This window comes from Pseudomonas sp. LBUM1678, from assembly GCF_059695575.1.
Genome location: NZ_CP166775.1, coordinates 1962654 through 1982646 on the forward strand (window position 1 = coordinate 1962654; position 19993 = coordinate 1982646).

Below are 19993 nucleotides of genomic sequence, written 5' to 3' on the forward strand. Positions count from 1 at the left end.
GCCATGTTAAGTAGAACTGCCTCGGATTTGTATTGGATGTCGCGTTACCTGGAGCGGGCGGAAAACCTCGCACGGATGCTCGACATCAGTTATTCGCTGTCGCTGATGCCACAGGATGGTCGCGGTGATGGCCTGCACGAACTGGCCATGCCGCTGCTGATCACCGGCACCCTGGACGATTACCTGGAGCGCCACGGTGATTTGCACGCCGAACGGCTGCTGCATTTCTTTGCCCTGGATGCGGCCAACCCGGCGAGCATCTACAGCTGCCTCGGCTCGGCGCGGGCCAGTGCGCATGCGGTGCGAGGGCGAATCACCGCCGACATGTGGGAGAACATCAACGCCACGTGGCTGGAAATTCGCGGGATCGCCGAACAGGGCTTGAGTCGCTACGGCATGAGTCGTTTTTGCGAGTGGATCAAGGAGCGTTCCCATCTGTTCCGTGGCGCGTCCTACGGCACGATCATGCGTAACGATGCGTTCCGCTTCATTCGCCTGGGGACGTTTATCGAACGGGCCGACAACACGTTGCGCCTGCTCGACGCCCGCTACGAAATGGCCGGCGATCAGGCCGAAGCGGTCAGCGATGGCACGGCTCACGCGTATTACCAGTGGAGCGCTCTGCTTCGGGCGTTGTCCTCTTTCGAGGCGTACACCGAGATCTATCGCGACGCACCCGGCGCCCGGCACGTGGCCGAATTGTTGTTACTACGCGCTGACGTTCCCCGTTCGTTAAGGGCCTGCACCGAAGAAATCGACCAGATTCTCGCTCAACTGCCGGGGGCCAATGGCCGTCCTGCGCAACGTCTGGCGGCGGAGATGGACGCGCGTCTGCGCTACACCGGCATCAACGAAATTCTCGACGAAGGCCTGCACGCCTGGCTGACCGAATTCATCCCGCTGGTGCGCCAGTTGGGTAACGCCATACACAGTTCCTACCTGGAGGCTGCATGAGACTTTCCATTAGCCACGAAACCACCTATCACTACGAAGATCAGGTGCGGGCGAGCATCCAGTACTTGCGACTGACACCCCACGACAGCGAGCGTCAGCACGTGCTCAGCTGGCAACTCGACCTGCCGCGCCCGGTGCGCGCGCAACTCGATCCGTTCGGCAACATCCTGCACGTGCTGACCATGGATGAGCCGCATGAGGCGATCATCATCGGCGCCCGGGGCCAGGTGGACATCGACGAACTGCGTGAAGCCGAGCATGAGAGCCAGTCGGCGCTGCCGTTCCTGCGCTTTACGCGCCTGACCGAAGCCGACGAGGCTTTGCGTGCGTTCGCCGAGAAGGAATGCAAAAAACGCCGGGATCGTACGGCGCTGATCGACTTGATGCATGGCCTGAATTCGCACATGACTTACACGCCGGGTTCCACCGAAGTCGACACCAGCGCCGCTCAGGCTTTTGCCGGGCGTTCCGGCGTCTGTCAGGACCACGCCCATGCGTTTCTGGCCTGCGCCCGCAGCCTGGGCATTCCGTCGCGCTATGTGTCGGGGTATTTGTACAGCGAGAACAGCGAACACCTGGCCAGTCACGCCTGGGCCGAAGCCTGGCTCGATGACGCGTGGTACAGCTTCGATGTGACCAATGAACTGGCCCGGCCGGAGCGGCATTTGAAACTGGCGGTGGGCCTGGATTACCTGGATGCCTGCCCGGTGCGAGGCATGCGCCGGGGCGGTGGGTGCGAGCAGATGCATGCGAAGGTGTTTGTGTCGCCAACGCCGATGCCCGCGCCAGTTATCTCAGTCCAGCAGCAATAACCGCAACACCACATAACCCCTGTGGGAGCTAGCCTGCTAGCGATAGCGAACTGTCAGTCACAACTGTACTGACTGACGCACCGCTATCGCGAGCAGGCTCGCTCCCACAGTGGAATGGGGTCAGGGTTTAACTTTGCGCCCAGCCATATGCTTCAAATACCCCACCAGCATTTCCAGATCCCCATCCGGCAACACCGTCGCCGCAAACCCCGGCATCTTCGCCTGAGGCCATTGCCGCAAACTCTGCGGATCCCGAATGTAGCGCTTTAGGAAATCCGCCCCAAAGTACTCGGTCGGGTTAAACGGAATATTCAAATCCGGCCCGAACTGCGCATCCCCGGCTCCATTGAGCCGATGACAGGCCAGGCAATTCTTCTGAAACAGCGCAAAGCCTTTATTCACCGGGTCATCCGCCTTCAGGGCAGGATCAGGCAGCAGCGCAGGGAAGCGCTCGGCGACGGGCGCCATGCGCTTGATACTCGCCACTTGGAAGGGCCATTGCTCAGGGCTGATGTTGCCGGCTTGCGGATCGACCCACACCAGATAAAACGGCCCGGCACCCGGTTTGCCTTCCGATAGCGCAGGCCACGGCTTGGCCGGGTCTTCAATCGCCAGCCACGCGCGCGCGCCCTTGGCGTTCAGCAACGGCGCCGCCGACAGTTCAGCGGCAAACCCGTCCAGTGCCACGGCTTGCAGATGATCTTCAGGCTTGATGCCGGTCAACAACGCCGCCAATGGAACCGCGCGATAACGCATCTCCCGCTTGTAGGAAACGTCGTCGTTGATGGTGATGGTCTGGACTTGAGGGTGCTTGAGCAGCTCCTCTGTCTGCCAGATGCGACTGCTCGCGCCCAGCTCGAGGTTCAGCTGTGCGGCATACAGGGGCGTGCTGAGCAACAAGGCCCCAAACAGAATGAGCGTTTTCAAAATGATCGCCGTCCATGTCGTGGAAGTGCCGCAAAGGTTGGCACACCCACGCTGGCCCGGGTAGCGAGCCAGTCACATTTTTAAGAGGGCGATGTAAAAACCTGACGCCGTATTATTTGAATACCGACTAGCCGATTACCTTGGTCAGGTTCGGCAAAATCAACAACAGCGTAGTGGCGAAAAGAATGAGCCCGGCTTGACGTACTTTCGAATGCTTGAACATGGCTTGACCGCCTTTTTTGTTATTTCCTGATGCCTGCCTGCATATCTCCATGACGGCAGAGCGATGAACTTCCTGTAAGACGAGTGCCTCGGCAAAACCCGACGACAACTTCGTACATGTTCACCTTAGAGCCCGCGTCACGCTTGGTTTAGATCCATTTCGTATGGTTCGCTTGCTGAAAGCTTTTAAAAAGGTATGAGGCCTATTGCCAGCTTCTTGGGCGCCCGTTGGCTAGACAGCTTGGTGACGTGAAACGGTTAATCCGGGCGCGGGCGACCGTCCGTCTGAGCGTGTCCGTCAACGTCAGTGAGCACTGCGGTCATTGAATCCATGGCGGCTCGGCCTAATGTGGAAGCTCAGTATTTACTCACCGCCCAGGTTCGAGGACGTCATGACCCAAGCTTTGATTTTCGACGCGTTACGCACGCCCCGTGGCAAAGGCAAGGCCGATGGCGCCCTGCACAGCGTCAAACCGGTGAATCTGGTGGCCGGGCTGCTTACGGCGTTGCAGCAGCGCACGTCGCTGGACACCAGTCAGGTCGATGACGTGGTGCTCGGCTGCGTCACGCCGATCGGCGATCAAGGCTCGGATATCGCCAAGACCGCTGCACAGGTCGCCGATTGGGACGTCAGCGTGTCTGGCGTGCAGATCAACCGCTTCTGCGCTTCGGGGCTTGAAGCCGTGAACCTCGGCGCGATGAAGGTCCGTTCCGGCTTCGAAGACCTGGTGGTGGTCGGCGGCGTCGAGTCGATGTCCCGCGTGCCCATGGGCAGCGATGGCGGCGCTTGGGCGCTGGACCCGGAAACCAATCTGCACAGTCATTTCACCCCGCAAGGCGTCGGTGCCGACCTGATCGCTACGATCGAAGGCTTCAGCCGCCAGGACGTCGATGCCTACGCATTGCACTCCCAGCAAAAGGCAGCGCGGGCGCGGGCCAACGGTTCGTTCAACAAATCGCTGGTGCCGGTGCAGGATCAGAACGGCATCATTCTGCTCGATCACGATGAGTTCATCCGCGCCGAATCCACCCTGGAAGGCCTGGGTAAGCTCAAGCCGAGCTTCGAAATGATGGGGCAAATGGGCTTCGACGCCACCGCATTGCGGATTTACAGCCACGTGGAACGGATCAATCACGTCCACACCCCGGGCAACAGCTCCGGCATTGTTGATGGCGCCGCCCTGATGCTGATCGGCTCCGAGGCCAAAGGCCGGGCGCTGGGTTTGCAGCCACGGGCGCGGATTGTCGCCACCGCCGTCACCAGCACCGATCCGACCATCATGCTCACCGGCCCGGCGCCGGCCACCCGCAAAGCACTGGCCAAGGCCGGGCTGCGGGTCGAAGACATCGACCTGTTTGAGGTCAACGAAGCCTTCGCTTCGGTGGTGCTGAAATTCATCAAGGACATGGCCATCGACCCGGACAAGGTCAACGTCAACGGCGGCTCCATCGCCATGGGCCACCCGCTGGGCGCCACCGGCTGCGCGATTCTCGGCACGCTGCTCGATGAACTGGAAACCCGACGCCTGCGCTACGGCCTCGCGACCCTGTGTGTCGGCGGCGGCATGGGCATTGCCACCATCATCGAACGCCTCTGAGCCCCGACCTTAAGGAACAAGTGACATGACCGAAGCCATTCGTTACGAAAAAGGTCAGGACCAGATCGTCGTCCTGACCATCGACATGCCGGGCCAGAGCGCCAACACCATGAACGCGGTCTATCGCGAGGCGATGGCCAACTGCATCGCCCGACTGGTGGCCGAAAAGGACAGCATTGCCGGTGTCATCATCACCTCGGCCAAGAAAACCTTCTTTGCCGGCGGCGACCTCAATGAACTGATCAAGGTCGGCAAACCCGAAGCCAAGGCCTTTTACGACATGGTCCTGACGCTCAAAGGCCAGCTGCGCATCCTGGAAACCCTCGGCAAACCGGTGGTGGCCGCGATCAATGGCGCGGCGCTGGGCGGCGGTTGGGAAATCTGCCTCGCCTGCCATCACCGCGTCGCGCTGGACAACCCATCCGTGCAACTCGGCCTGCCGGAAGTCACCCTTGGCTTGCTACCGGGCGGCGGCGGGGTGGTGCGCATGGTGCGGATGCTGGGCATTGAAAAAGCCTTGCCGTACCTGCTCGAAGGCAAAAAAGTCCGGCCGCAGCAGGCGCTGCAAGCGGGTTTGATCGATGAACTGGCAGCGGATCGCGAGGAACTGCTGAGCAAGGCGCGGGCATGGATTATTGCCAATCCGACGGCCGTACAGCGCTGGGATGTGAAGGGTTATCAGATCCCCGGCGGCACGCCGTCGAACCCGAAAGTTGCGCAAATGCTCGCCATCGCACCGTCGATCCTGCGCAGCAAAACCCAGGGCTGCATGCCTGCGCCGGAGAAGATTCTGTGCGCGGCGGTTGAAGGGGCCCAGGTGGATTTCGACACCGCGCACCTGATCGAAACCCGCTACTTCACGGAACTGACCACCGGCCAGATATCGAAAAACCTGATCGGCACCTTCTGGTTCCAGCTTAACGAGATCAACGCTGGTGGCTCGCGGCCCCAGGGTGTTGCGCCTTACGTCACGCAGAAAGTCGGCGTGCTCGGCGCCGGGATGATGGGTGCCTGCATCGCGTTTGTCAGCGCCTCGGCCGGCATTGACGTGGTGCTCAAAGACATCAGCCTCGCGGCAGCGGAGAAGGGCAAGGCCCACTCAGCAGCACTGATAGACAAAAAAGTCGCTCGCGGCCAGATGCTCCCGGAACAGCGAGAGGCGATTCTGGCGCGGATCCACACCACCGAAAGCGATGCGGACCTGGCCGGCTGCGATCTGATCATTGAAGCGGTATTCGAAGATCGAGAGCTGAAAGCCAAAGTCTCCTCGGCGGCGCAGAAAGTCGTCGGCCCGACCGCCGTGATCGCCTCCAACACCTCGACCTTGCCGATCAGCGGCCTGGCCACTGCCGTGCCGGATCAAACCAAGTTCATCGGCCTGCATTTCTTCAGCCCGGTGGAGAAAATGCCGCTGGTGGAAATCATCAAAGGCGCCAACACCAGCGATGAAACCCTGGCGCGCGGGTTCGATTTCGTCCTGCAAATCAAGAAAACCCCGATTGTGGTCAACGACAGTCGCGGCTTCTTCACCTCGCGAGTATTCGGCACCTTCACCAACGAAGGCATCGCCATGCTCGGCGAAGGCGTGAGCGCGCCGATGATCGAGACTGAGGCGCGCAAGGCCGGCATGCCGATCGGGCCTCTGGCGATCTCCGACGAAGTTTCCCTCAGCCTGATGAGCCATATCCGCCAGCAAACCGCCAAAGACCTGCAAGCAGAAGGGAAACCGCTGATTGAGCACCCGGCGTTCGCCGTGATTGACTTGCTGCTTAACGAATACAAGCGGCCCGGCAAAGCCGCTGGAGGCGGTTTCTACGAATATCCGGTCGGTGGCCAGAAACATTTGTGGCCGGAGCTCAAAAGCCGTTTCGAGAAAGCCGACGGGCAGATTTCGCCGAAGGATGTGCGCGATCGCCTGCTGTTCGTGCAAGCCATCGAAACCGTACGTTGCGTGGAGGAGGGCGTGCTGACCTCGACGGCGGACGCCAACGTCGGCTCGATCTTCGGCATCGGCTTCGCGGCCTGGACCGGCGGTGCGCTGCAGTTCATCAACCAGTACGGCGTGAAAGACTTCGTCGCCCGCGCCCAGTACCTGGCCCAGCAGTATGGCGAGCGGTTTGCGCCGCCGGCGTTGCTGCTGGAGAAAGCCGCCAAAGGGGAGGCCTTCTAAGGGACGTATGACGCCTTCCGGGGCTTGCCTTGTCACCGTGTTTCGAGGCAGGCTCTGGGGTGTGCATTATTCCCATCACGTGTCAGGTATTTTTTATGTCGTTACGCATCTGCATTCTGGAAACCGACATCCTGCGTCCGGAACTGGTCGATCAATATCAGGGTTACGGGCAGATGTTCCAGCATCTGTTTTCGCAGCAACCCATCGCTGCCGAGTTCACCGTGTACAACGTGATGCAGGGCGAGTACCCGAGTGATGATTTGACGTTCGATGCTTACCTCGTCACTGGCAGCAAGGCCGATTCCTTCGGCACCGACCCATGGATTGAAACCCTCCGGGCTTACTTGCTGACACGCTACGAGCGCGGCGACAAATTGCTGGGCGTGTGCTTCGGCCACCAGTTGCTGGCGCTGTTGTTGGGCGGCAAGAGTGAGCGTGCGACCCAAGGTTGGGGCGTCGGCACCCACAGCTACAAACTGGCGGCGAAAGCGCCCTGGATGAGTCCGGTGCGTGAAGAGCTGACGTTGTTGATCAGCCACCAGGACCAGGTCACGTCGCTACCGGAAAACGCCACGGTCATCGCCTCGAGCGATTTCTGTCCGTTCGCCGCGTACCACATCAACGATCAGGTGCTGTGCTTCCAGGGGCACCCGGAATTCATTCACGATTATTCCCGCGCGCTGCTTGAGATTCGTCAGCAAGCGCTGGGCGAGCAGGTTTATACGAAAGGCGTGGCGAGCCTTGAGCAAGAGCACCACGGTGCGACGGTTGCGGAGTGGATGATGCGGTTTGTGGCGCACAAGCCAGAAGCTAAAGCGGTTTAAAACCTTGCAGTGAATGTGTGGCGAGGGAGCTTGCTCCCGCTGGACTGCGTAGCAGGCCCATTTTGGGGCCACTTCGTTGCCCAGCGGGAGCAAGCTCCCTCGCCACAAAAGCGTGTTAAAGCCACCCCGACTTCTTGAAACTCGCCCACAAACCCACACATCCCACCGCAATAAACCCCAACACCGCGAAATACCCGTAATGCCACGTTAACTCCGGCATGTTCTGGAAGTTCATCCCGTAAATCCCCGCCACCGCCGTCGGGAACGCCAGGATCGCCGCCCACGCCGCAAACTTGCGCTGCACCACGCTCTGCCGCGACGCCTCCAGCAACACCCCGACCTCAATGGTCTGGCTGGCAATATCTGCCAGGGTCGTCAGGTCCTCCATCTGCCGTGTGACGTGTATCTGCACATCGCGGAAATATGGGCGCATGTTCTTGTCGATAAACGGAAAGTTCAGCTTCTGCAGCTCCTCACCGATCTCCACCATCGGCGCCGCATAACGGCGCAGGCGTAATACGTCCCGGCGCAGGCCATGTAGCTTCTGGATGTCGTGTTCATTCAGCGCGCTGCACAGCACGTTGCGCTCCAGTTCATCGATCTCGGCATGGATCGCTTCGCCCACCGGCTGGTAGTTTTCAATCACAAAATCGAGGAGGGCATAGAGTACGAAATCTTCCCCGTGCTCCAGCAGGATCGGACGCGCCTCACAGCGCTGTCGGACCAGGGCGTAGGACGCCGAGTGACCATTGCGCGCGGTAATGATGTAACCGTTGCCGGCAAAGATATGAGTTTCGATGAACTCCAGTTTGCCTTCGTGCCGGATCGGCGAATACGTGACGATAAACAAGGCGTCGCCGAAGGTTTCGAGCTTCGGTCGGCTGTGTTTTTCCAGGGCGTCTTCAATGGCCAGTTCGTGCAGGTTGAACTGGCGTTGCAGGTTGCTCAGCTCCAGGGCGTTCGGCTCTTCAAGGCCGATCCAGACAAAGTGGCCAGGCTTTGCAGCCCAGGCAGCGCCTTCGTCGAGGGTAATATTGGAAACTTTTTTACCGGCGCTATAAACCGCAGCAGCGACAACTCTACCCATGATTCAGGTTCACTTCTTATTTGCAGGTGGCAGTGGCAGGCAGCGTTCAGCTTAGCCTTGTCTGCTGCTTGAGAGTCAGTGAAATCTGTAGAGTTCGCGGGCAAAATAAAACCCGCACAAGGCGGGTTTCTTTTTTACGCGGCTTGCAGTTGCCGGTCCATTGACTCAATGCACTCGCGCATCTGCTCGCGGCACTGGGCGATCAGGAGGGGCATGTCGTCCAGGCTCAATCCCGCCGTAGGAATCGCCGGCAGCGAGCGGATCAGAATTTTCCCACTGCGCCAGCGGTTCAATCGCATGTGTTTAACGTAACTGCTGACACACACTGGCACGATCGGCACGCCCGCGGCGATCGCCATCTGGAACGCGCCTTTCTTGAACGGCAGCAACTCTTCACCGAGGTTGCGCGTGCCTTCGGGGAAGACCCAGATCGAGGTGTCTTCATGCTGCAAGGTGTGCGTGGTGGTCAGCATCGACTGGCGCGCCTTGTGCGCATTGCCGCGATCAATCAACACATTGCCGGCCAGCCAGAACAACTGCCCGAACAGCGGCACCCACTTCAGGCTCTTCTTGCCGATGCACACGGTGCGGCGGGGCACCACGTTGCCGAACACAAACAGATCGTAGTTGGACTGGTGGTTGGCGATGATCACGCAGCTGTCGGGTTTATCCATCAACGGCCCGACCTCGGCCTTCACCCGTAAACGCAAAATACACATCGCCGGCCACGCATACAGGCGCGCGCACAAACGGCTGTTGTCCGGGTTGAACGGACGGCACAGGCCCAGAATCACCCCGAGCACACCGGCCAGAATAAAGTGCAGGCCCATCAATAACATACGAAACACAAACAGCATTTACAGGCCCCACCGGGACAAAAGGTGGCGCAGTGTACGGATGTGCACTGTTTTCGGCAATTGCCGCTATAGAGGTAGGAGATAGGCGATGTTTGTGCGCATGTTTCCGACTTGTGGGTCAGACGCGTTCTAGAGCAGTTGTGGGATTTTCAACAAGGTGCGTATGAAAAAGCCCGACACGACGGTCGGGCATTTCTGTGCAGCTTGGCTGGGCTTAACCCATGTGTTCCTGATCCAGGATGATCGCGTTGTCGAGCGTATCGAGCAGCGCCTTGCGCACTTTCAGCTTGGTGTTTTTGTGCGCGGTCATGTTGATCTTCTTCAGCTGACGGGCCGCCGCCAGGGCTGCACCTTGCAGCTCCTCGGCCGACACCACCACGTCGAGGAAACCGGCATCCACGGCGCTCTGTGGATTAAACATCTCACCATTGATGACGGAGCGGTGGAAGGCCGACTTGCGCAGACGATCACGCGCAATCTCGATACCGGCGTGGTGCATGGTCATGCCGATCTGCACTTCGTTCAGACCAATGCTGAACGGGCCGTCGACACCAATGCGGTAATCCGCCGACAACAACAGGAAGGCACCCTTGGCCACCGCATGCCCAGGGCACGCCACAATCACCGGGAACGGATGCGACAACAGACGACGGGCCAGCGTCGAGCCGGCAGTCACCAGCGCGACCGCTTCTTTAGGGCCGGACGTCATGACCTTCAAGTCATACCCGCCGGACAGAATCCCCGGCGTACCGGTAATGATCACCACCGCACGATCAGTCACCGCCTGATCCAGCGCAGCATTAAACGCCGCAATCACGTCCGGAGAGATGGCATTGACCTTGCCATTGCTCAAGGTCAGGGTCGCGATACCGTCTTCGAGATGGTAGGAAATCAACTCACTCATGACGCTATTCCTTGTATGAAAGTTGGGGCAGACGTTACCCACCGCCGCAGGCCAGGTAAAGCGCCGTGACTGACCCGCCAGTCACCCTTTCCCCGCCGGGCAAGCGTAGCCCGCCACACCCGCCGCGCATTCCCCTCTCTATAGAAGAGGGCGCGAAGCCGGAGATTGGCAGGTTTGCCATGCCTCGGATCTGACCGGAACGACTAAAACGCTAAGCACATGAAAATTCTGCAAAAAAAATTTGCCATAAGAAAAGCTTTCGACTACATTAGCGCGCCTCGACAGACAGAACATGTTTGACGAGATACGGTGAAGTGTCCGAGTGGCTTAAGGAGCACGCCTGGAAAGTGTGTATACAAGAAATTGTATCGAGAGTTCGAATCTCTCCTTCACCGCCAAATTCGATGTAACCAGAACCCCTGATTTCGAGAGAAATCAGGGGTTTTGTGGTTTCCGGGGTTAGGATTTCAGGCATGGCACCGTTGTTGGCTCAGGAATTAGCGAAGCAGCTTCTGAAAATGATGTAGGAATAGTGAGAGGCGTGAGGGAAGTCATGCGGGAACGCTAGGCGTTCAGGTGCTTCCATAGGTTCAAGCACCTCACATGAACCATCTCGGGGAGGGGTATTCGTTTTGTGCCTCCAAGGTACAAAATGAATCAAAGGGCAGCGCGTATGGCGCCCCCCACTATTCGGAATGGACATACGTACGTTATGCAGGAAATGACCATGAAGCAGGCAGAGCTGGAAAAGGTTCATGTGGAAATCGTCAAGCTGATGGCTGAGCAGCGCAAGCTGAACGCCGAGGCCGGCAAGATGACCCGTGAGACTTTTTGGTATCCGGTGGCTGTTGCGACTGGACTGATCGGCACGGTGGCAACTGTTACGACGGTGTTGATCAAGCTTCTTTGACTTTGCCAATACGTGTGTAGATCAGCGATACATGAGTTTCGAAGCCCAGCGCCGTTGCTGGGCTTTTTGTTTTCAACGATTGGCCGCCGAAAAATAATGCGTGCCTGAATGAAGAAGGAATCCCCATGATTACCACCACAACCCACGCCATCGAAGGCCGCCAAATCACCGCCTACCTGGACATCGTCAGCGCCGAGTCGGTGCAGGGTGTCAATGTTATCCGCGACCTGTTCGCCGGTATGCGGGACGTTTTTGGTGGACGTTCTCAGACGTTGGAGCGGGCGTTGAAGGAGGCGCGGATTCAGGCGACCGACGAGATCAAGGAGCGGGCGCGGGCGCTTCAGGCTGACGCGGTGGTCGGGCTCGATTTTGAGATCAGCATGCCGGCGGGCAAGGGCGGGATGGTGGTAGTGTTTGTGACCGGGACGGCGGTCAACCTAAGGTGAGTGAGGGCATTACCCTGTTTAATCTCCAGCTGGTTTTGTAGGAGGTTGCGTGGTCCATTCGTCGGGCATGCGGAAATCTGAATTACAAGTCCGGTAATGACCGGCTAGTCTCAAAAGCCTTGGTGGTCGATATTTTTCAGGCATAGGGCTTGCCGGTATCGATCCCGCTTTGAGAGGGGAAGGGCTATGGCTGATCCGTATATCGAAGACGACGGGGCAGAATTTCCAATCAACAATTGCGTGCAGTGCGGCCAGACGGAGTATGTGGCGGGCTTTGGTGAGGATCAGGTCGAGACCAGCAAAGTGAAATCCGCAGCGACCAAAGTGTTCAAGTCGAAATTCAGGCCCAAAGTAGGGCCGCCCACGAAGTAATGATCAACCGGACGAACCCCGCCAATGAGTGGGGTTTTTTATTTTTGCGTCTCGACGTCGTCAGAAATGGACTACTGATTCACGACATTTTTTATGTTGATTGTTTTTTCACAAACTTTTCACACCTGCCTACGTAGTCTCAGCTCATCCGTTAGAAAGCAGTACCTGGCCCGTTCCCCAGCGGGCTTTTTTTTGCCTGTCATAAAACCTTTTCCATAAAAGCTGTCCAACCGTCGCCAATTGCGAGGTTGAGGCGGTTTTTGTGTGGACGTTTCCTCCTCGAAAGCATTCAATCCCCGACCTTTCGGTTTCCCCTATTTTTGAGGTTTTTCGTCATGCGTTTAACACTGCCTGCTCTGGTTCTGGGACTTCTGGTGACTCAAGGTGCAATGGCTGCGGGTGATGGCACTGCTGCGATCGGTGGTGGTCTGGGTGGCGCGTTGGGTAACGTGGTCGGTCAGAGCATGGGCGGCAGCACCGGCGCGGCAATCGGCGCTGGTGTTGCGGGCGCAGCCGGCAGTGCGGTGGCAGCACGTAAAGGCAGCCGTACCAAAGCCGCCATTGGTGGCGGTGTCGGCGCGGCCGGTGGTTCGGTGATCGGCAACAGCTTGGGCGGCAAGACAGGTTCGACCATCGGCGCAGGCCTGGGCGGCGCATTGGGCGGCGGCGTGGGCAGCAATCTGGCCAAAGGTCACAAGCGTCACTGATCCTGATCGATCGGATCGAAAAGCCCGGCTAAATGCCGGGCTTTTCGTATCTGGATGTTTCTTTTTCACCTACTTCGAATTTACAGCTGTCCAACCTTCATCGCTGGCCGGATTCAGTGAGTGCAGGTGCTAGACTCACGCCATCCGCAAGGCGTACTTTCACCCCCGATGCGGAATTTGAGGTTCATATCATGCGTTTGACATTGTCCACGTTGTTTCTGGGACTTTTGGTCGCTCAAGGTGCAATGGCTGCCGGTGACGGCACTGCGGCAGTTGGCGGTGGTATTGGCGGTGCACTCGGTAACGTAGTGGGTCAGCAAATGGGCGGCAGCACAGGCGCAGCGATTGGCGCGGGTGTTGGCGGTGCCGCAGGTAGCGCAGTTGGCGCTCCCAAGGGCAGCCGGACAGAAGCGGCCATCGGCGGTGGATTAGGCTCGGCGGGCGGCTCGGTGATCGGCAACAGCCTCGGCGGTTCTACCGGCTCGACCATTGGCGCAGGCCTGGGCGGCGCAGCCGGTGGTGCGATAGGCAACAACCTGGGCACCGACAGCGGCAATTCTCATTCCGGTGGCGGTCACAAGCATAAGCACAAAAACAAGCACAAGAATAAACATCACTAATTCCACATCAGTGACATCAAGAACCCGGCCCAGGCCGGGTTTTTCGTATCTGCCTGCAGGACTCCGGAACGTTTGGTCAGCGGCCGCCTCGAACGTCATACACCCCAAACATCGTGAGATCTGCCATGACTCCTGAAACCGAAGGCAAAGAAGAAAAAGGCCCGAGTGGGCTTCCGTTCATCAATGACCCTGGCAACGAAGATCCGGGCTCCTTGATGGATGATGCAACGGTGCCACTCAACGATTCCGATGACGCCGGCGATGTGGGAAACCTCGAGTATGAAGAAGAGGAAGAGGACGAAGATTGAGCGTCTTTGCGACGCAATCGACCGATCGTCTCTCTGATCGAACGCAAGGATTGCCCAGCCCTCGAAATTTCAGGGCCTGAATTTCAGGCCCTTCGAGAGGTGCTTATGAACGCTGATCCGAAAGTCGACGATGTCGACGACACCCCTGAATACCCGCTGCCTTCGCCCACCGATTCCTTGAGTCGCGATCAACGTCCGCCTGACGACGACACTGCGGTTGAGCAACTGCCGACTGATGATGTGAAGCGTGGCGATGTCGAAGCTACCCCCGAAGATCCGGACATTGCCGGTGACGATGCGTCCGGTGAGCCGAGCTGAGAACCATTCGTCGATTGAGCGGCACCTTTAAAAAGCGAACGCCGCCCAAAATCAGGTACGCACCTTTTTAAAGGAGATGCACCATGATCAGGTCAAAATTGATGGCGCTGACGGTGAGCGGCGTGTTGTCGATCAGTTCAATGGCGGCGCTTGCTCAATCTTCCGGCAATGATGCACCGGTCGATAAGGGCGGAATGCCGCCATCCAGTGAAATGAATGCGGGTTCTGGAGATGGGAAGGCGTTGCCGCCGGGCTCCATTGGTAGTGGAAATGCCGGCGATGCAAAAGGGAGTAGCACCAGCCCGGGGGCGGGAAGCGGGTCGATGAGTGGTGGAAGTTCGACGGGGAGTGGTTCTGGGAGTGGGTCTGGAGGATCCGGTAGTTCTAGTGGATCTGGAATGAGTGGTGGTGGGAGCGGTGGGAGTTCGGGGAGTGCGGGAGGAGGGACGGGTGGTGCTGGTGGGGGGACTGGTGGTTCGGGTGGATAAACAGCTCAAATTTTGTAATTGAATGCCCAGCGACTTGCTGGGCATTTTTGTCTCACGTTAATTCGTTGAAGCTTGAGACTTCGCTAATAGCGATTTTAGCTCAGGCTCAACCTCGTCGTGTGGTGTTGAAATTATGACCTCAAGTATGGCTGGCGCAAATTTACTTTCTATGGCGACCTCGGCCCAATCTAATTCGTAAATTGCGATTGTACGGGCATCAATGTATGGAGAGCTCATGAGGACAAGCTTCATTATTTCAATTGCTTCAGGTGAACGGTCTTCTCCTAACGAAACGATGCAACGTTGTTGCCAGTATTCAGCTTTGCTTAACACTGTTGATGCAAGCTTCACCCAATCTTCAGCTGCAAAATCACACAACACCACTTTGGCCACAAGCTCGCTGGAATAGGCAGTCCAATTGGAGTTTTCTGAATCACCAATCCAGGTCTCAAGCTTCTGGAATATGTCGTTCTTTTCTTCCGGACTCACGGCTTACCTCCCGTTGGATAGGATGAGGTGATCTTGTTGTTTTCTTTGATCACTTGCCATTCAACGCCGTCAATGACTTTTGTGTGTTGGGTGATTTTCGTACCCGCCTCATCGCGAATGATTGCACCTGGTGTGCGTGCTACCTCATCCGTAGCTCTTAGGATTTTTTCGTCACTCCAGTGCGCAGGCGCAAACGTATGTCGATTCGGTGATTTAGCCGCCGACCAACCTACTGTTCCATCTTTACGCTCAAGAATCATCTTGAAGTTTTTAGCGCTGATGGTGCCATCTCGATTCGTCTGAAGAATGTCCACTTGATATTCCGGGGAACTGAGAACTTTTGCGGAGTGCCCGCCAATTGGGCTGTTATGCCTAGGGCTTCGAGCCCCGTACAGAATTTTGTTCTGCATTACGGCCGGAATGGTTCCTGTATATGGAAGGTTTGGCTCTCCCTCATTTACCTTAGTATTGCTAGCCTCATCCGGAGGTAAGCAACTTCCTGTTCCTGCCTGTGGACAATTACCACTCAACCCCAACGGATCAACCCACCCCGTCGGATTCCGCGTGTACTGATACCCGTTTAACCCACCCGCCAACTTACTCGGATCCGGCGTCAGATACCGCCCCACATCCGGGTTGTAATACCGATGCCGGTTGTAATGCAGCCCCGTTTCCGCATCGTAATACTGCCCCTGAAACCTCAACGGCTGATCCAGAACCTGATGCGTGTCGCGGTTTAGTCGGGTCAGGCGCCCATACGCCGTGTACTGGGCGGCCCAAATAATATCGCCGCTGTAGTCGGTGAGTTCTTGTGGTGTCCCGAGGTGGTCGAGTTGGTAGTAGAACGGGCACGCCTGGCGCGGGCCTTTGCCGTCGAGCATGGCGAGGGGGCGGAAGGTGCCGGGTTCGTAGAGGTAGCTGCGGTGGTGATCCTGGCTGTGTTCGGCGACGAGGTGGTCGCCTTGCCAGAAGAATTCGGTGGTTTTGCCGTCAACGGTTTTGCTGATGCGGCGGCCGAAGGCGTCGTAGCGGTAGCTGGCAGTGTTGCCGTTCGGGAGCGTGACGCCGACTAAACGGTGCTGGCAGTCGTAGCGGTATTCGGTGACGAGTTTTTGTGCGGTGCCGCGGCGCTCGCGGATGAGGTTGCCGAAGGCGTCGTAGTCGAAGTGGCGATCGCCTTGCATCAGCAGTCGATTGCCTTTGACGGTGGTCGGGCCGGGTCGGTCCTGCATCAACAGGTTGCCGGCGGGGTCATGGGCAAAACTTTCGGGCTGCTGGTCGCGGGAGTGGCGGACGCGGATCAGTCGGTCGAGCGGATCGTATTGATAGCTGCGTTGGCCATGACGGGTGTCGGCGATGTGTTCGAGATTGCCGTTGGCGCTGTAGGCATAGTCGCGGCGATACAGTGGCTGATGGTGCTGGCTGATGGCGTGGGCTTTCAGTCGGCCTTGTTCGTCGTAGTCATATTGGTTGAGCAACATGCCTTGCTGACGTTGAAACTCTCGGCCGGACTTGTACGTGTGGTTTGTAAGGCGTGTGCCGTTGAGGTCGATGGCTGTCAGCGCACCGCCCTTGGCGTGGTGATAGTCGAGTTTGCTGTTGTCCGGCAGACGCAGATGGTTGAGCTTGCCGCAGGCGTCGTAGGCATAGCGCAATGTGCCCCAACCCTGATGCTCGGTGATCAGGCGATTCTGCTGGTCGTACTCGAACTCCAACGGATGGTCATGGCCGTCATCGACGCTGGCCAATCGGCCAAGACTGTCATAGCGATACTCGACGTTGACGCCGTCGGGCAGGTTTTTGACCAGCAGTCGTCCGGCCGTATCCCGTTGGTAACTGGTGAACAGCTGCGAGCCGTCATCGCCGAATTCGGTTTTTTCCAGTAGATGGCCGTTGAGGTCGTAGGCATACGCCGTGCGCCGGCCATCGAAGCCGATTTCCTGTCGGATCAATCCGCCGGGCGTGTAGTCCAGCCGATAGTGTTCGCCTGATTCGTTTTCGATTTCCGTCAGTAGCAGCCGTGCGTTGTCGTAGCGATAACGCAGCTGCGTGCCGTCGGGATTGATCCGGCGGCTGACCAGGTGCAGGTCATTGTCGTATTCAAAACGGGTGACGCGCCCCAGTTCATCGCGTTCGGCGGTGATCTTGCCGTAGGCGTTGTAGCTGAACGCGCGGGTGGCGCCTGTGGGAAGAATCGTTTGATTCAGTCGGCCAACGGTGTCCCATTGGTAGTGAGTGACGGCGCCATGTTCGTCCTGACGGCTAATCTGCCGGCCCAATACATCGTAGGAAAAACGCCGCTGACTGCCGTCCGGCAATCTCTCTTCAATCAGTTGCCCGATTGCATCCCACTCGAACACATGACGGCTGGTGTCCGGGTAACGGATAGACAGCAGCCGTCCTTGAGCATCGTAGTGGTAATGAGTGATGTGGCCGTCTGGATCGATGGCCTCGGTGACATCGCCCTGCGCGTTACGTTGATACTTCCACACTGCTTTGCCGTGATACCGCGCATGCAAGAAACCGTTGCGGTATTCGTAGGACGTTGGCTCTTCTTCAGGAGGAATCAGCGCAATCAGCCGACCCATCTCGTCGTAGCGGTATTGGGTAATCGCCCCCAGCGGCCCTTGCTCGGCAATTAACTGACCTTTTTGGTCGTACGCCTTGAGATGCTCGCCGCCCTCCGGCCCAACCCGACGCACCAATCGCGCCTTATCGTCATGGACATAAACTTCTTCGCTGCCATCAACGTTCTTGACCAACACGCCGCCGTCGTCATCCCAGACATAGCGCGTGTTCATCTGCGAAAAAGTCGCCCAGTGCCTGACGCATCTGGCGGCTTTGCCGGACCTTTCCCACTCCCAAAAGAAACTGGCCCCACCGGCCAGTTGCCGCTGGAGAATCACGTGTTGATCGTCGTAGTCGTACCGCTCGCTTTCGCCGGCAGCATTGGTCGCTTCGATCAGCCGGTGGCGGGCGTCGTAGCGATAGGCAATCAGCGTTTGCTCTGTACGCCAGGCGTCCACCAATCCCTCTGCGGGATGAAACGACTGATGCTCGACCGTCACGATGTGCCTGCGCTCGTAACGCAATAGCAGTGAACGGCCTGCGCCGTTGTCGATGCGTTGAATGCGATCCTGACGGTCGCGGGTGATGTGCAGCCGGTTGTCGTAGGCATCACTGATGGTCGTCAGCCGACCATTCAAAAAGTGATAAAACCGCGACTCTGCACCGGCCAGCGCGAGCACCAATTCTTCGGGCTTGTTTCCCAGGTAAATCGCGGCCCGTGACAGGCTGTTATGAATCGCCGGACGCGAAAGACCGGGCAGCGGAAACGTCGTCCGGCGGTTTTCATGGTCGGTCCAGACGACGTGCTCTGCGTCCAGTTCGAGCCGATGCGCCAGCGAATGACTCCAGCCCCGGCCCAGCCCGCAATCCATTTCCACGGAGCTGGTTCGGTACAAACGGGTAAACGCAAACGGTAGCAAACCGTTCAACGACCCATCGTCGAGTGTCAGCAATTCTTCGCCGGTGACCATCGACACCGGGCAACCGTTGGTGCAGGTCAGTGGCGCGCAATCGGCGCTGTCGCCGTTGGGGTTTTTCGCTTGGTCGGGAGCGTCGTCACGGTGTTCCTGCCGGCCCAATCGGGTCATGGCCGCGGATTTGTCGCGAGAAATGGCGACCGGATTCTGCACCAGCAACACCGGCCCAGTGCCCGCGGTGATCTGCAACGGCACCGCGGGTGCGGGGTTGAGCGGAGCATTTCGGGCATTGACCGCGAGGGGTTTAAGTACGCCCGCGTGGGTCGTCAGGTCGGACTTGGCGCCAAGCCCGGCCAGCCTCAGGCTCGCGGCGGCCAGCCACTTGCGTGCGCGGTCGGATTTGACCTTGTCCAGCACCTTGGCGCTGATACCGAGCGTCAGTCCTGAAGGACCTGTGAAGCGCGCCAGCAAGAAACCGATCAATATTCCAGTACGAATCTCTGCCACGACTTCGGCGATGAACTGCGGTGGCAACATTCGCAGCCAACTGGTGATCGCCGCCAGATGAATGAACATCAACGGCTCATCACTCAACACCAGCAACAGATTGGCGATGGATCCCGCCGAAGCCTTCAGCAGCGTTTCAAGTTCAGTTTCGGTCAGGTATTCAAGAAGCTTTTCACTGTTGGCTTGCAGGTCCGTGATCAGCTCGTAGATCTGCTTCACGTCATCCCACAGCCCGTTCAGCGAGTTCTCGAAACCGCGCCAGTCGGCCTGTTGCAGCAGGCCGTAGCGCTTGATGAAACCGGCCTCGGCGAACTCGGCCCACAAGGGTGCGAATTCGGTGCTCCACTCATTACGCAGCCAGCCTTCCAGATCGCTGATGACGCCTTGATAGGAGGCGTAGAGCGCTTTGACATGCTCAGCGGAAACATCAGGAAAGAAGGTGATGCGATAACGCAGGCTGCGCTCGCACTCGCGTATTTCGAGGATGCCGCTGGGGCCGATCTCGTCATAAACCGGCTCGCCGAACGTACCGTCAGCGTTCAAGGGCTCAAGCATCACCGGCGTGTTGCCGATCGGCACGAACCGCGCTGCATCGAACATGTGCACCAGCGTCAGGGGACCCGCTGCCGGGCACGCGGCGACAGTCGAACTGACGGACGTGGTGGAGTTTTTCGGCGCGACCAGGCGAACGTCGTGACCAACCTTGAACACCTGCTCGATATCCAGCGCCTTGCCGGTCCAGAAACTTTCAGCCCAGGTGTCGTAGTCATTGAGGCAAAGCCGAAAGTCACTGAGCAGCGCTTCGACGTCCGGCTGCTCGGGGTCCATTGCGGCGACTACCAGCAGGCCGATGACGTTATTCAAGGCCAGTACCTTGTCAGGTACGAACATTCGCAGTCCCTCGCGCAGATCAAGTTGAGCGCGAGACTTTGCTTGGGATCAACGGGTAAAGAAGTCGGGAAAAGAGGCGTTTTATGTAGGGAAAATC

17 protein-coding genes, 1 tRNA gene and 1 pseudogene are annotated in these 19993 nt (G+C 58.3%); 13 read left to right on the forward strand and 6 right to left on the reverse strand.

Annotated features, from left to right (window positions below; genetic code table 11):
* Positions 1–3: 3 nt before the first annotated feature.
* Entirely contained in the window at positions 4–954 is a 951-nt protein-coding gene (locus ACA070_RS08945) for an alpha-E domain-containing protein (RefSeq protein ID WP_131062458.1), read from the forward strand.
* Positions 951–1766, forward strand: a complete 816-nt coding sequence (locus ACA070_RS08950) for a transglutaminase family protein (RefSeq protein WP_438660694.1) — start codon at positions 951–953, stop codon at positions 1764–1766. The genes ACA070_RS08945 and ACA070_RS08950 overlap by 4 nt, the downstream gene beginning before the upstream one ends.
* A gap of 120 nt (positions 1767–1886) precedes the next feature.
* On the opposite strand, the pseudogene ACA070_RS08955 reads toward ACA070_RS08950, so the two are convergent.
* Positions 1887–2709, reverse strand: a pseudogene (locus tag ACA070_RS08955) (c-type cytochrome).
* A 598-nt stretch (positions 2710–3307) separates the two neighbouring features.
* On the opposite strand from ACA070_RS08955, the gene ACA070_RS08960 reads away from it, so the two are divergent.
* From ACA070_RS08960 to ACA070_RS08970, 3 genes are all read left to right on the forward strand, one after another.
* Positions 3308–4513, forward strand: coding sequence for an acetyl-CoA C-acetyltransferase (locus ACA070_RS08960; RefSeq protein WP_497450831.1), 1206 nt, complete (start codon positions 3308–3310; stop codon positions 4511–4513).
* A gap of 25 nt (positions 4514–4538) precedes the next feature.
* Positions 4539–6683: a 3-hydroxyacyl-CoA dehydrogenase NAD-binding domain-containing protein gene (locus ACA070_RS08965; RefSeq protein ID WP_497450832.1), complete on the forward strand. Its 2145-nt coding sequence runs from the start codon at positions 4539–4541 to the stop codon at positions 6681–6683.
* 95 nt (positions 6684–6778) lie between these two features.
* A complete protein-coding gene (locus ACA070_RS08970) occupies positions 6779–7507 on the forward strand; it encodes an amidotransferase (protein ID WP_497450833.1) in 729 nt (242 codons plus the stop codon).
* Between the two features lie 115 nt (positions 7508–7622).
* Here the strand turns inward: ACA070_RS08970 and ACA070_RS08975 are convergent, their stop codons facing one another.
* The 3 genes from ACA070_RS08975 to ACA070_RS08985 all read right to left on the reverse strand — a co-directional run bounded on the left by ACA070_RS08975 (position 7623) and on the right by ACA070_RS08985 (position 10355).
* Positions 7623–8594, reverse strand: coding sequence for a magnesium and cobalt transport protein CorA (locus ACA070_RS08975; protein WP_497450834.1), 972 nt, complete (start codon positions 8592–8594; stop codon positions 7623–7625).
* A gap of 134 nt (positions 8595–8728) precedes the next feature.
* On the reverse strand, positions 8729–9451 hold the full coding sequence (locus ACA070_RS08980; RefSeq protein ID WP_497450835.1) for a 1-acylglycerol-3-phosphate O-acyltransferase: 723 nt from the start codon (positions 9449–9451) through the stop codon (positions 8729–8731).
* A 214-nt stretch (positions 9452–9665) separates the two neighbouring features.
* Complete coding sequence (locus ACA070_RS08985; protein WP_131062465.1) at positions 9666–10355, reverse strand: crotonase/enoyl-CoA hydratase family protein; 690 nt, start codon at positions 10353–10355, stop codon at positions 9666–9668.
* Between the two features lie 308 nt (positions 10356–10663).
* On the opposite strand from ACA070_RS08985, the gene ACA070_RS08990 reads away from it, so the two are divergent.
* The 8 genes from ACA070_RS08990 to ACA070_RS09025 all read left to right on the forward strand — a co-directional run bounded on the left by ACA070_RS08990 (position 10664) and on the right by ACA070_RS09025 (position 14036).
* Positions 10664–10753, forward strand: a tRNA-Ser gene (locus ACA070_RS08990).
* A gap of 329 nt (positions 10754–11082) precedes the next feature.
* Positions 11083–11265 carry a hypothetical protein gene (locus ACA070_RS08995; RefSeq protein ID WP_497450836.1) on the forward strand — a complete coding sequence of 61 codons (183 nt, stop codon included), beginning with the start codon at positions 11083–11085 and terminating at the stop codon, positions 11263–11265.
* Between the two features lie 125 nt (positions 11266–11390).
* Positions 11391–11711 (forward strand): YbjQ family protein, encoded by a 321-nt coding sequence (locus tag ACA070_RS09000; protein WP_497450837.1) that lies wholly within the window; start codon positions 11391–11393, stop codon positions 11709–11711.
* Between the two features lie 186 nt (positions 11712–11897).
* Positions 11898–12083 carry a hypothetical protein gene (locus ACA070_RS09005; protein ID WP_497450838.1) on the forward strand — a complete coding sequence of 62 codons (186 nt, stop codon included), beginning with the start codon at positions 11898–11900 and terminating at the stop codon, positions 12081–12083.
* Positions 12084–12418: 335 nt separating this feature from the next.
* The gene (locus ACA070_RS09010) at positions 12419–12790 is read left to right on the forward strand and encodes a hypothetical protein (RefSeq protein WP_010456583.1); all 372 of its coding nucleotides are present in this window, start codon (positions 12419–12421) and stop codon (positions 12788–12790) included.
* Positions 12791–12981: 191 nt separating this feature from the next.
* Complete coding sequence (locus ACA070_RS09015) at positions 12982–13410, forward strand: glycine zipper domain-containing protein (protein WP_497450839.1); 429 nt, start codon at positions 12982–12984, stop codon at positions 13408–13410.
* A gap of 125 nt (positions 13411–13535) precedes the next feature.
* Positions 13536–13718, forward strand: coding sequence for a hypothetical protein (locus ACA070_RS09020; protein ID WP_438660683.1), 183 nt, complete (start codon positions 13536–13538; stop codon positions 13716–13718).
* A 105-nt stretch (positions 13719–13823) separates the two neighbouring features.
* The gene (locus ACA070_RS09025; protein ID WP_497450840.1) at positions 13824–14036 is read left to right on the forward strand and encodes a hypothetical protein; all 213 of its coding nucleotides are present in this window, start codon (positions 13824–13826) and stop codon (positions 14034–14036) included.
* A 545-nt stretch (positions 14037–14581) separates the two neighbouring features.
* On the opposite strand, the gene ACA070_RS09030 is transcribed toward ACA070_RS09025, so the two are convergent.
* Positions 14582–15013 carry a HEAT repeat domain-containing protein gene (locus tag ACA070_RS09030; protein ID WP_497450841.1) on the reverse strand — a complete coding sequence of 144 codons (432 nt, stop codon included), beginning with the start codon at positions 15011–15013 and terminating at the stop codon, positions 14582–14584.
* The gene (locus ACA070_RS09035) at positions 15010–19896 is read right to left on the reverse strand and encodes an RHS repeat-associated core domain-containing protein (protein WP_497450842.1); all 4887 of its coding nucleotides are present in this window, start codon (positions 19894–19896) and stop codon (positions 15010–15012) included. Before ACA070_RS09035 ends, ACA070_RS09030 begins: the two co-directional genes overlap by 4 nt.
* Positions 19897–19993 lie beyond the last annotated feature (97 nt).